Here is a 12,953-nt window from a genome sequence, read left to right on the forward strand (position 1 = left end):
GATAATACGCACCTTTCATTAAAAAATCAACCTTATCAAAAAGTTATACTGCAGATTGGAAAATCACATTATCGGATTTTTGCGTATAACGGCTAATTTGGTCGAAATTCATATAACGGTAAGTATCGTCTTTATCTTGCTGTAAATCATTGGCGTAAGATAAATATTCTGCTGGCGTCGGTAAACGACCCAACAAGGAGGCCACCGCCGCCAGTTCTGCGGAGGCCAAATACACATTGGCGCCTTGTCCTAAACGGTTCGGGAAGTTACGGGTGGAGGTGGACACCACCGTGGCTTTATTGGCCACACGGGCTTGGTTCCCCATACAAAGTGAACAACCGGGGATTTCAATCCGTGCGCCACTTTTCCCGAAAATGCTGTAATAGCCCTCGTCACTCAACAAAGAAGCATCCATTTTGGTTGGCGGTGCGATCCACAATTTGGTCGGGATCATGTCTTTAAATTTCGCCAATAATTTACCCGCTGCACGGAAATGGCCGATATTGGTCATGCAAGAACCGATAAATACTTCGTCTATTTTATCACCTTGTACCTCGGACAACAAACGGGCATCATCGGGATCGTTTGGTGCACACACAATCGGTTCCTTAATATCCGCCAAATCAATGTCGATCACCGCCGCATATTCTGCATCGGGATCCGCTTGCATTAATTCTGGGTTATCCAGCCATTTTTCCATATCACGAATACGACGTTCCAAGGTTCTCACATCGCCATAACCCTCGGCGATCATGTATTTCAGCAACACAATATTGGAATTTAAATATTCAATAATCGGCGCTTTGTCTAATTTAATGGTACAGGCTGCCGCAGAACGTTCGGCGGAGGCGTCGGAAAGCTCAAAGGCTTGTTCCACTTTTAAATGTTCCAATCCCTCAATTTCCAAAATACGCCCAGAGAAAATATTTTTCTTGCCCGCTTTTTCCACCGTTAACAAGCCTTGTTTAATGGCATAATACGGAATCGCATGCACTAAATCACGCAAGGTGATCCCTGGTTGCATTTCACCTTTAAAACGCACTAACACCGATTCAGGCATATCCAATGGCATCACGCCAGTGGCTGCCGCGAATGCGACCAAGCCAGAACCCGCAGGGAATGAAATCCCAATCGGGAAACGGGTATGGGAATCGCCACCGGTACCGACCGTATCAGGCAATAACATGCGGTTTAACCACGAATGGATCACGCCATCCCCCGGACGCAGTGAAACGCCGCCACGGTTCATAATAAAATCAGGTAAGGTATGATGGGTCACCACATCCACCGGTTTTGGATAAGCGGCTGTGTGGCAGAACGATTGCATGACTAAATCGGCGGAGAAACCCAAACAAGCTAAATCTTTAAGTTCATCTCGGGTCATTGGGCCAGTGGTATCTTGTGAACCCACCGAGGTCATGCGTGGCTCGCAATATTGACCCGGTCGAATACCGTCCACGCCACAAGCTCGGCCCACCATTTTTTGCGCAAGGGTAAAACCTCGGTGATTTTGCACCGCACTTTGTGGTTTTTGGAACACGTCACTTTCTGGCAAACCTAATTCCACACGAGCTTTATGGGTTAAGCCACGGCCGATAATCAATGGAATACGACCACCCGCTCGTACTTCGTCCAATAACACATTGGTTTTTAATTGGAATTCCGCTAATACCTCGTCCGTATCATGACGGCAAATTTTGCCCGCATAAGGGTAAATATCAATCACATCACCCATATTCAGTTGGCTGACATCCACTTCAATCGGCAACGAACCCGCATCTTCCATGGTGTTAAAGAAAATCGGTGCAATTTTGCCGCCAAGCACCACGCCACCCGCCCGTTTATTTGGAATATAAGGAATATCTTCCCCCATAAACCAAAGTACCGAGTTGGTGGCGGATTTACGTGAGGAACCCGTTCCCACCACGTCGCCCACATAAGCCAAGGGGAAACCTTGTTGTTTAAGACGTTCAATTTGTTTAATCGGGCCGATATTACCGGCGTCGTCTGGCTCAATGCCATCTCGTTCATTTTTTAACATGGCTAAGGCATGCAATGGAATATCAGGGCGTGACCACGCATCTTGTGCCGGTGAAAGATCGTCGGTGTTGGTTTCACCCGTCACTTTAAACACGGTGACCGTTAATTTTTCCGCCAATTTTGGACGAGATAAAAACCATTCGGCGTCAGCCCAAGATTGCAACACTTGTTGCGCAAACGTATTGCCTTGTTTGGCTCGTTCCGCCACGTCGTGGAAATTATCAAACATAAGTAGAGTAGTAGAAAGGGCGTTTGCAGCAATGGGAGCGAGAGTAGGATTATCGAGGGCGGCCAATAACGGCTCAATATTATAACCGCCTTGCATGGTACCGAGCAACTTGACGGCATGTTCCGTTGAAATCAGCGGTGAACTGGTTTCTCCTTTGGCTAAGGCCGCCAGAAAACTGGCTTTCACATAAGCCGACTCATCCACTCCGGCTGGAATGCGAGTTTCAAAAAGTTCAAGTAAATCCACCGCACTTTTTTCTGCCGGCGGATGTTTCAGCAATTCGATTAACTGTGCCGTCTGTTCTGCATCTAATGGTTTTGGAACAACACCTTGTACAGCACGCTCATCAACGTGTTTTTGGTAATTTTGTAAAAAACTAGACATAGGAGCTCCTTATTTTTGTTGCAATTCTGTTACATATTAATACTGTTCTCTCTTATCGACAATAAGTTTTTGAAACAAATCATTAAGCTATGATAAACTAGCGCTAATTTGATAAAACCAAAGGATTTTTCAATGTCAACTTTAGCCAATCTCTACCGTAAAATTTTAGCGTTCCCTTTATCATTATTGGTCAAAAACAATTCTATTCCACATCATCCCATAGAAGAATTGGAATTGGATATCAATCAACCCTTTGTTTATGTTCTGCCTTATACCTCACAAACAGATTTAGTGATTTTTCAACGTAACTGTTTAAATGTGGGGTTGCCCGATCCGTTGCAACCCAATGAAATCAACGGTGAAAAACTACCTCGTTATGTATTTTTAGATGAGGGACATAGTTTCTTTAAATCTAAGGGTGCCAAAAAAGAAACGGAAAAAGTATTCTATAACTACTTAGAATTACACCGCAGTTTGCCGGAGTTAAATGTGCAAGTGGTGCCCGTTTCCGTGTTATGGGGGCGTTCACCAGGGCAAGAAGATAAAAATGGCTTGCCGAAATTGCGCTTACTCAATGGCATTCAAAAAACCTTTACCGTGTTATGGTTTGGCCGTGATACCTTTGTGCGTTTCTCGCAAGCAGTGTCACTACGTTATATGGTGGATGAACATGGTTCGGATGAAAAAATCGCTCAAAAATTGGCTCGTGTAGCGAAAATGCACTTTGCCAAACAGCGTATTTCTGCGGCGGGTCCTCGCTTACCGAATCGTCAAGCCATGTTCAAAAAACTATTGCAATCTCCAACCATTTTGCAAGCCATTGATGATGAGGCCACCGCTAAAAAAATAAGCCATGAAAAAGCCACCCAAGAGGCGCAAAAAATTCTGGATGAAATTGCTGCCAATGTGAGCTATGAAAGTTTGCGTATTGCCGACCGTTTTTTACGTTGGTTATGGAATAAACTGTATCAAGGCATTGATGTTCAACATGCCGACCGAGTGCGTAAACTGGCCTTAGAGGGGCATGAAATTGTGTATATTCCTTGCCACCGTAGCCATATTGACTATTTATTGCTGTCTTATGTGCTGTATCATCAAGGCTTAGTGACACCGCATATTGCCGCTGGGATTAACCTTAATTTCTGGCCGGTGGGTGGCTTATTCCGTCGTGGCGGGGCATTCTTTATTCGCCGTACGTTCAAAGGCAATCGCCTCTATTCTACGCTGTTCCGTGAATATTTAGCGGAATTGTTCCACCGTGGTTATGCCGTGGAATTCTTTATTGAGGGCGGTCGTTCACGTACAGGTCGCTTATTAGCACCGAAAACTGGCATGGTGTCCATGACCTTGCAAGCCTTACAACAAGGCCAAACTCGCCCGATTTCCTTGGTGCCAGTGTATGTGGGTTATGAACACGTGTTAGAAGTGGACACCTATGCCAAAGAATTGCGTGGCGCCGCCAAAGAGAAAGAAAACGCCGGCTTAGTGTTGCGTGTGATTAAAAAATTACGCAATCTTGGCAAAGGTTACGTAAACTTTGGCGAACCGATTTCACTCAATAGCTACCTCACGCAACATTATCCAGAATGGAGACAAAGCCTCCAAGAAGAACGCCCAAGTTGGTTTAATCAAGCGGTGGATCAAGTAGCCAATCAAGTAATGGTGAACATTAATAACGCCGCCGCCGTTAACGCCATGAACTTAACCGGCACCGCCTTGTTGTCCTCACGCCAACGTGCGCTATCCCGTGAGCAATTATTGGAGCAGTTGGAAAGCTATCAACAATTATTACAAAATACGCCATATTCACAAGATGTGATTATTCCAACGGAAACGCCAGAAGATATGCTTAATCACGTGTTAAGTTTAGATCGTGTCGGCGTGTTAACGGAAAAAGATAATTTCGGGGAAATTATCCGTTTAGAACGTAATTCAGCGGTATTAATGACCTACTATCGCAACAATATCCAACATTTATTTGTGTTACCGTCTTTAGTGGCGAGCATTGTGTTGCATTATGAGGCTACCCAAAAAGATTTGGTCATTGATGCGGTGAATAAAATTTATCCATTCTTACGTGCCGAGTTATTTTTACATTTTAGTAACGAAGAACTGAATCAACGCATTGAAAGTGTCATTACCGAATTAGCCCGCCAAGAATTAATCAAATGCAACGATAGCTTGCTCAGTATCAACCGACCAAAAGTGCGTGGTTTACAACTGTGGTCGGCCGGTATGCGTGAGATTTTGCAACGTTATCAAATTGCGGTGAGCTTGCTGTGTAACGATCCGAGCATGTCTCGTGCAAGTTTGGAAAAAGAAAGCCAATCGGTGGCACAACGTTTATCGGTATTACATGGTATTAATGCGCCAGAATTTTTTGATAAAGCCGTGTTCTCTGGTTTTATTAATAGCTTGAAAACAAACGGTTATTTTGATGAAAATGGCCAAGCAGATTTGACTAAATTACAACAATTATCGGATATTTTCACCCGTTTGATTTCAGCTGAGATTAACTTGACCATTCAAAGTGCGGTGGAAAAAGCGGAAGAAACCACCAGCAACGAGGTGGCGCCAGAAGATAAAACCGAAGATAACGTATAATTATTTTTTATTATCCCTTTAAGGAACCCTATGAATTTACGAGAAAAGATCGACCAAAGCCCCATGTCTGGCTACCAATGGGCTATTGTGGCTATGGCCGCCATTATGAACTTATTAGATGGCTTTGATGTATTGGCGCTAGCCTTTACTGCCTCCTCCATTAAAGCCGAATTTGCCTTATCTGGCGTGCAACTCGGGTATTTAATGAGTGCGGGATTAATTGGAATGACCGCCGGCTCCTTATTTTTGGCCCCACTGGCGGATAAAATCGGCCGTCGTCCGTTATTACTGATTGCCATTGGCTTATCCGCCTTGGGAATGTTGGGATCTGCCTTTATTAGCCATCATGACGCCCTATTCGGTTGGCGCTTACTCACCGGCTTAGGCGTAGGCGGTATTTTAGTTGGCACCAACGTATTAACCAGTGAATACTCCTCTCGCAAATGGCGGAGTTTCGCCATCAGCGTGTATGCGGCGGGCTTTGGTGTAGGCGCCGTGTTAGGGGGCTTTTTTGCTGTCGGTTTGCAAGATGTGTACGGTTGGCGTGCGGTGTATTTAGCCGGTGCGGCTTTAACAGGTTTATGCTTTGTGATTTTATTGGCATGGTTGCCTGAATCCATTGATTTTCTGTTAAATAAACAACCGCACAATGCGCAACAACGGTTAAACAAAATTACGCAAAAAATGGGCTTAGGCAAAGATTGGCCATTGCCAATGCAAACCGTACCACAAGATGGTCAAAGTGCGGTGAAAAAATTGCCTATTTCGCAATTATTTAACGCCCAATATTTGCGTTCGACGTTGTTAATTTGGACGGCTTTCTTCGCCATTATGTTCAGTTTCTATTTCGTCAGTTCTTGGACGCCAGCCCTATTAAAAGAGGCGGGCATGACGGAAAATGCCAGTATTGTGGTCGGCATGATGATTTCTATTGGTGGCACCATTGGCTCCTTATGTTATGGCTTATTGGCGAGTCGTTGGTCTGCCCGTCATGTGTTAATGTTATTTACGGTGCTTTCCTCTTGCGCCATTATTATCTTTATTTTCTCCTCTGCTATTTTATGGTTAGCCATGGTGTTTGGTGTATTGGTGGGTGCATTGATGAATGGCTGTATCAGCGGTTTATATACGCTCAACCCGAATATTTATGCGGCGGATATTCGTAGTACCGGTGTGGGTTGGTCGATTGGTATGGGACGTGTGGGATCGATTCTGGCACCGACCATTGCGGGTTCGTTATTAGATTTAGGTTGGCAAAAACAAAGCCTGTATATTGCGGTCGGTTTTGTGCTACTCATTGCCGTGGTGGCGTTATTTTTCTTAAAACGTCCAAGTAAAATTCAAGCCCTTTAAACTCAAATCTCCCCGCCATGAGCGGGGAGATTGCTTTATTTACTCTTGCCATAATGGCAATCTGATCACCACTCGCAGACCACCCAATGGACTTTTTTCTGCCCAGACTTTACCTTGGTGCGCTTGCACCGTGCTGTACACTATCGCTAAACCTAATCCAGTGCCCGTTTTTTGTTGGGTGCGGTATTCGTCTACCCGATAAAACGGCGCAAAAATCCGTTCATATTCCGTCGGAGGCAATCCCTCACCATTATCTTCAACCGCAATGAAAACATCTTCTTTAGTGATAGAAAATGTCAATTCGATCAATGAATGGGTATATTTCAGTGCGTTTCGTATGACATTTTCCAAAGCACTCGATAACCCCTCCATATTCCCATAAATTTGATATTTTTCAGGGGACTTAATCTGTTGGTTCACCTTCATTTTAATGTTCAATTCTTGCGCTTCAAAGGTCGCATCTTCTAATACCTCTTGCCAAATATCGGGAAGATGAATACATTCACGATACACATTATTTTTTACTTGCGCGGCAGAAATTGCCAATAAATCGTTCACCATGAGATTTAACCGTTGGGTTTCATTCTCAATCCGTTGCAGCTCCTTGCTGTCCCCTGTTTTACGGCGAATCAACCCCGCAGCCAATTGTAAGCGGGTCAGTGGCGTGCGTAGTTCATGTGAAGCCATGGACATCATCCGCCGTTGCGTATAAATCAGATCCGCCAATGACTGCGACATTTGATTGAAACTGCGTCCCACTTGGCGCAACTCTAGCACACTGGTATCTTCCAATTCTTTATTAACATTAAAATCCCCCGCAGCGACTAAATTGGCTGCCCGTTGTAAGCGACGAATCGGCAGGGTTAAACTATATGCCAACCATGCCAAAATCGGTGTGGAGACCAACATTAATATCAGCAATAACAAAAAGGGACGGTCAAAAATATAGTTAGCAATTTCCTTTTGCGGATCCACATAGGTGATAAAATAAGCAAAATAGGAATATTGTTGATCGTCGGCATTCAAATGCACACTAAACGGCCCTACTATCGACAAATCATAAAAAGTCTTGCGTTGTGGGCGCAATACATCCGTCGAATATTTCATAAAATCGCGAATATAGCCGATTTCATTTTCTCTGGCACCGATAATTTTCTGCGCTTCATCCACCAACACCGGCCGAGGAATATTCAATTTTTCTTCCACAAACGCCTCGGGTGTGACGAGCAAGCGCGAAAATTGCTGTAAACGCACCGCATTTATAATATCTTGGTGATATTTATTCACTTCTTTTGTGGTTAACGGCACATACAGACGCGTATCTAATTGTGGAATAAACAGCGCAGAAATCAGCAACAAGGCAAAAATAAACCAGAATAATGCGAAAATTTTAACTGCAAGAGAGTTAAATGTGGCTTTGATCATCATCCCACCAGTTTAATTTTTCTTTATAAATCATAGAATTACCCCCCCCCCCGCATATTCGTTTGACAACATGGCATAGCCCCGTCCACGCAAGGTTTTAAACCAAACATCACCATTTTCTCTTGGGGGTAATTTTTTACGTAAATTGGACATGTGCATATCAATAGAACGGTCAAAGGGCGAAAGGGTTTTCCCTAACACTTTCATGCTTAAATCGTCTTTGCTCACCGCTTGATTAACGCGGGCAATGATCAATTCTAAACAACCGAATTCGGTGGTGGTTAAATCTAAAGAATGGCCTTGATAATTGGCTTGTTTCGTGGCGGTGTTTAACACTAACCCCTCGAAATTAATAATATGTTGTGAACCTAATGTCGCTTTCGCATCCGTACGTCGTAAAATGGCTTTAATCCGCGCAATCAACTCACGGTCATTAAAGGGTTTCGCCAAATAATCATCCGCGCCTAATTCCAATCCCTGAATACGATCCAAGTCATCACCTCGTGCGGTTAACATCAACACCGGCGTATTATAACGTTGACGAATTTCTTTTAACGCCGTAATGCCGTCCATTACAGGCATCATCACATCCAATAAAATCAAACGATAGGTATTTTCCGCCAATTTTTCCAAGGCCACTTTGCCATTTTCGGCCTCGTCGACTTGGAATCCCTCCAAAGACAACAAATCCACCAATAAAGAACGAATATCTTGGTCATCATCCACTAATAATAAAGACATAGGCCTCTCTCCAACGTTATACCGCACCACTTTCTCAAACATACCCAATTCTAATCTATTTTCAGCTAAAAAAGAAACCTAAAATACAAAATACTGCTGTTAATTTGGTTAAAAATATTTTAAAATCCACGAAATTTATCTACTGCAATTCTCTCTTAAATTTTAAGTAAGGATCTCCTATGAAAATCGTCGAAGTAAAACACCCTTTAGTCAAACATAAATTAGGCTTAATGCGTATGGCTGACGTCAGCACCAAACACTTTCGTGAATTAGCCACCGAAGTAGGGAGCCTGTTAACTTATGAAGCCACCGCCGATTTAGAAGTGGAAAAAGTCACCATTGACGGTTGGTGCGGTCCAGTTAAGGTCGATAGAATTAAAGGTAAAAAAGTCACCGTGGTACCGATTTTGCGTGCCGGTTTAGGCATGATGGACGGTGTGTTAGAACATATTCCAAGTGCCAGAATTAGCGTGGTCGGTATGTACCGTAATGAAGAAACCTTAGAGCCTGTGCCGTATTTCCAAAAACTCGCCAGTGATTTAGAAGAACGTTTAGCTATCGTGGTTGACCCGATGTTAGCCACTGGTGGATCCATGATTGCCACCATTGATTTATTAAAACAAAAAGGCTGTCAACAAATTAAAGTGTTGGTATTAGTCGCCGCACCTGAAGGCTTGAAAGCCTTAGAACAAGCTCACCCTGATATTGAATTATACACTGCCTCCATTGATGACCATTTAAATGAACATGGTTACATTATCCCAGGTTTGGGTGACGCAGGTGATAAGATTTTTGGAACGAAATAAATCCTGATGCCTTTGATGTTTATCAAGGGCATTTTTCTGCAACCGCGGTGCAAGGTCAGTGAGCTTTGGCCGCTTATTGAAGTAAAAAACTATGACAACTCCTGAAATTCAAAGTAAAACCAAACAAGCCTTTGTGGGCTTACAAATGTTATTCGTTGCCTTTGGTGCCTTGGTTCTTGTGCCATTAATCACTGGCTTAAATGCGAATACTGCACTGTTAACCGCAGGGTTAGGGACATTATTATTCCAACTTTGCACTGGTAAACAAGTCCCGATCTTCCTCGCCTCCTCCTTTGCGTTTATCGCCCCCATTCAATACGGCGTACAAACTTGGGGCATTGCCGTGACAATGGGCGGCTTGGCTTGTACTGGGTTAGTTTATGTTGCCTTAAGTACCTTGGTAAAATTACGGGGGGCGGGTATTTTAGAGCGCATTTTCCCTCCAGTAGTCGTGGGGCCAGTGATCATCATTATTGGTATGGGGCTTGCACCCACCGCAGTAAATATGGCCGTGGGTAAACCAGATGGTGTGACGCAAGTTTATGAATATGACTTGGCCGTATTAGTGTCTTTAGTCACCTTGCTCACGACGCTATGTGTCGCCGTGTTCTCCAAAGGGATTATGAAACTGATTCCGATTATGTTCGGTATCGCAGTTGGTTATATTTTATGCTTATGCTTAGGCTTAATTGATTTCCAACCGGTATATGACGCCGCTTGGTTCAGCTTACCTCAAATCACCACACCAGAATTTAAACTGGAGGCCATTTTATACTTACTCCCGATTGCCATTGCACCGGCAGTTGAACACGTGGGCGGTATTATGGCGATTAGCTCTGTGACGGGCAAAGATTTCCTAAAAAAACCGGGATTACACCGCACGTTATTGGGGGATGGTATTGCTACATCTGCCGCTTCATTATTAGGTGGCCCACCAAATACCACCTATGCAGAAGTCACCGGTGCCGTGATGTTAACTCGCAACTTCAATCCAACCATTATGACGTGGGCAGCCGTTTGGGCCATTGCTATTTCATTCTGTGGCAAAGTAGGCGCATTCCTTTCCACCATTCCAACCATCGTCATGGGCGGTATTATGATGTTGGTGTTCGGTTCTATTGCCGTGGTGGGAATGAGCACCTTAATCCGTGCTAAAGTGGATGTGACAGAGGCTCGTAATTTGTGTATTATTTCCGTGGTCATGAGTTTTGGTATCGGCGGTATGTTCGTCAACGTGGGCGAACTTTCGGTCAAAGGTATCAGCTTATGTGCTATCGTGGCCATTATTCTTAACTTGGTGTTACCAAAAGCAGAGAATAAAATCGAAGAATAACCCTCACCCTATCCCTCTCCCAACAGGAGAGGGAAATTGATAGGATTTTTTGTGCAACAACTTTCGCTCCCCATTCATCATCTTGATGATGAAACCCTAGATAATTTCTACGGCGACAATAACCTCTTGTTGCTCAACTCGTTGCACAAAAATTTCCAACAATTACAACAATCATTCTTTTATATTTGGGGAACCGCTGGCAGTGGCAAAAGCCATTTACTCAAAGCCGTGACCAATTATATTCTGGCCGAAAATCGTCGCAGTATTTATGTGCCGTTAAGCAAATACGCCTATTTTTCCACCGCAGTTTTAGACAATCTTGAACAACAAGATGTCATTTGCCTCGACGATTTACAAGCCGTGATAGGTCATCACGACTGGGAACTGGCTATTTTTGACTTATTTAACCGAATCAAAGAAAAAGGCACCGCACTTTTACTGATTAGTAGCGATCAATCCCCTACTTCACTCCCCGTGAAATTACCCGATCTTGCCTCACGTTTACGTTGGGGCGAAATCTATCAACTTCACCCACTCAACGAAACGCAAAAAATCCAAGCCTTACAGCAAAACGCCCATCAGCTTGGCATTGAGTTACCCGAAGATACCGCAAATTTCTTAATCAAACGTTTAGATAGAGATATGCACAGCTTATTTACAGCCGTCGCAAAATTAGATAAGGCCTCATTACAAGCCCAACGCAAATTAACGATTCCCTTTGTGAAAGAGATTTTGGGGTTGTAAAAAACGCATAAAAAAACACCGCATTTTGTGACAAAACTGCGGCATTTTTCTTATCAAATTTAGAACAATACTCTCGCCCGAATAGTGCCATCAATAGCTTTGAGTTTAGTTAATAAACCCTCGGTATTTTCGGTTTCCACGTCAATCACCACATAACCAATTTGCGGATCGGTTTGTAAATATTGAGCGGCAATGTTGATATTTCCTTCCACAAAAATTTGGTTGATTTTATTTAACACACCCGGTTTATTGTGGTGAATATGTAATAGACGTTTGGTGCCAGTATGCTCTGGTAAAGACACTTCGGGGAAATTCACCGAAGAAAGGGTTGAACCGTTATCGGAATATTTAACAAATTTACTGGCGACTTCCGTCCCAATATTTTCTTGTGCTTCCGTGGTTGAGCCACCGATATGGGGGGTTAAAATCACATTATCAAATTGACGTAATGGCGACTCAAATACTTCATCAGCGGAGGCCGGTTCTTCTGGGAACACATCAATGGCCGCACCACGAATATGACCTTGTTCTAAGGCTTTGGCCAAGGCGTCAATGTCCACCACCGTACCACGAGCTGCGTTAATAAAAATACAGCCTTTCTTTAATTGTGCAATGCGTTCCGCATTCATTAAGTTTTTGGTGGATGGCAATTCAGGCACGTGCAATGACACAATATCACTGGTGCTTAATAATTCTTCTAGTGATGAAATTTGTTGAGCATTCCCTAACGGTAATTTGGTTTCCACATCATAGAAAAATACATTCATACCTAAGGACTCCGCAATAATACTTAATTGCGAACCAATATGGCCATAACCCACAATACCCAAGCGTTTGCCACGCACTTCTCGAGAACCCACCGCACTTTTATTCCATTCGCCACGGTGAACCTGTGCGTTGGCGGTTGGAATATTACGCATTAATAATAGGATTTCGCCTAATACTAATTCCGCTACGGAACGTGTATTTGAGAAAGGTGCGTTAAATACTGGAATCCCACGGGCTTTCGCCGCCTTTAAATCCACTTGGTTGGTGCCAATACAGAAACAACCCACCGCAATCAATTTCTTGGCCTCGGCAATAATATCAGCGGTGAGATTGGTGCGAGAACGTAATCCCACAAAATGGGCATCTTTAATCGCTTTTTTCAGTTCGTCAGGTTCAAGGGCTTTTTTGTGGTATTCAATATTAGTGTAACCAGAGGATTTCAAAATATCTAACGCATTTTGATGCACACCCTCTAGCAATAAGAACTTAATTTTTGATTTGTCTAAAGACACTTTGTTTGTCATAT

9 protein-coding genes are annotated in these 12,953 nt (G+C 43.5%); 5 read left to right on the forward strand and 4 right to left on the reverse strand.

All coding sequences use genetic code 11. The features are described from left to right. Window positions 1–43: 43 nt before the first annotated feature. Window positions 44–2,653, reverse strand: coding sequence for a bifunctional aconitate hydratase 2/2-methylisocitrate dehydratase (gene acnB / locus ACTG7X_RS09185; protein ID WP_439258175.1), 2,610 nt, complete (start codon window positions 2,651–2,653; stop codon window positions 44–46). Window positions 2,654–2,785: 132 nt separating this feature from the next. Here acnB and plsB point away from each other — a divergent pair, with 132 nt between their 5' ends. Continuing rightward, a complete protein-coding gene (gene plsB / locus ACTG7X_RS09190; RefSeq protein ID WP_439258176.1) occupies window positions 2,786–5,257 on the forward strand; it encodes a glycerol-3-phosphate 1-O-acyltransferase PlsB in 2,472 nt (823 codons plus the stop codon). A gap of 30 nt (window positions 5,258–5,287) precedes the next feature. Beyond that, entirely contained in the window at window positions 5,288–6,610 is a 1,323-nt protein-coding gene (locus ACTG7X_RS09195) for an MFS transporter (RefSeq protein ID WP_439258177.1), read from the forward strand. Between the two features lie 39 nt (window positions 6,611–6,649). Here ACTG7X_RS09195 and cpxA read toward each other — a convergent pair whose 3' ends face one another. Beyond that, complete coding sequence (gene cpxA, locus ACTG7X_RS09200; RefSeq protein WP_439258178.1) at window positions 6,650–8,035, reverse strand: envelope stress sensor histidine kinase CpxA; 1,386 nt, start codon at window positions 8,033–8,035, stop codon at window positions 6,650–6,652. Window positions 8,036–8,065: 30 nt separating this feature from the next. Then, window positions 8,066–8,776, reverse strand: coding sequence for a response regulator (locus ACTG7X_RS09205; RefSeq protein ID WP_439258179.1), 711 nt, complete (start codon window positions 8,774–8,776; stop codon window positions 8,066–8,068). A 179-nt stretch (window positions 8,777–8,955) separates the two neighbouring features. Between ACTG7X_RS09205 and upp the strand changes: the two genes are divergently transcribed. The 3 genes from upp (at window position 8,956) to hda (ending at window position 11,659) form a co-directional block, all read left to right on the forward strand. Further along, a complete protein-coding gene (gene upp, locus ACTG7X_RS09210; protein ID WP_439258180.1) occupies window positions 8,956–9,582 on the forward strand; it encodes a uracil phosphoribosyltransferase in 627 nt (208 codons plus the stop codon). A gap of 91 nt (window positions 9,583–9,673) precedes the next feature. After that, complete coding sequence (locus ACTG7X_RS09215) at window positions 9,674–10,915, forward strand: nucleobase:cation symporter-2 family protein (protein WP_439258181.1); 1,242 nt, start codon at window positions 9,674–9,676, stop codon at window positions 10,913–10,915. Window positions 10,916–10,966: 51 nt separating this feature from the next. Beyond that, a complete protein-coding gene (gene hda / locus ACTG7X_RS09220; protein ID WP_439258182.1) occupies window positions 10,967–11,659 on the forward strand; it encodes a DnaA inactivator Hda in 693 nt (230 codons plus the stop codon). Between the two features lie 59 nt (window positions 11,660–11,718). Here hda and serA read toward each other — a convergent pair whose 3' ends face one another. Beyond that, complete coding sequence (serA, locus tag ACTG7X_RS09225) at window positions 11,719–12,951, reverse strand: phosphoglycerate dehydrogenase (protein WP_439258183.1); 1,233 nt, start codon at window positions 12,949–12,951, stop codon at window positions 11,719–11,721. Window positions 12,952–12,953 lie beyond the last annotated feature (2 nt).

Origin of the sequence: Lonepinella sp. BR2271, assembly GCF_051851515.1 — a bacterium.
In the GTDB taxonomy this organism is placed as follows: domain Bacteria; phylum Pseudomonadota; class Gammaproteobacteria; order Enterobacterales; family Pasteurellaceae; genus Lonepinella.

What these genes read in the sequence shown, in the direction of transcription:
- acnB (WP_439258175.1), bottom strand. Translation starts at nt 2,653, where the DNA reads ATGTCTAGTTTTTTACAAAATTACCAAAAACACGTTGATGAGCGTGCT.
- plsB (WP_439258176.1), top strand. Translation starts at nt 2,786, where the DNA reads ATGTCAACTTTAGCCAATCTCTACCGTAAAATTTTAGCGTTCCCTTTA.
- ACTG7X_RS09195 (WP_439258177.1), top strand. Translation starts at nt 5,288, where the DNA reads ATGAATTTACGAGAAAAGATCGACCAAAGCCCCATGTCTGGCTACCAA.
- cpxA (WP_439258178.1), bottom strand. Translation starts at nt 8,035, where the DNA reads ATGATCAAAGCCACATTTAACTCTCTTGCAGTTAAAATTTTCGCATTA.
- ACTG7X_RS09205 (WP_439258179.1), bottom strand. Translation starts at nt 8,776, where the DNA reads ATGTCTTTATTATTAGTGGATGATGACCAAGATATTCGTTCTTTATTG.
- upp (WP_439258180.1), top strand. Translation starts at nt 8,956, where the DNA reads ATGAAAATCGTCGAAGTAAAACACCCTTTAGTCAAACATAAATTAGGC.
- ACTG7X_RS09215 (WP_439258181.1), top strand. Translation starts at nt 9,674, where the DNA reads ATGACAACTCCTGAAATTCAAAGTAAAACCAAACAAGCCTTTGTGGGC.
- serA (WP_439258183.1), bottom strand. Translation starts at nt 12,951, where the DNA reads ATGACAAACAAAGTGTCTTTAGACAAATCAAAAATTAAGTTCTTATTG.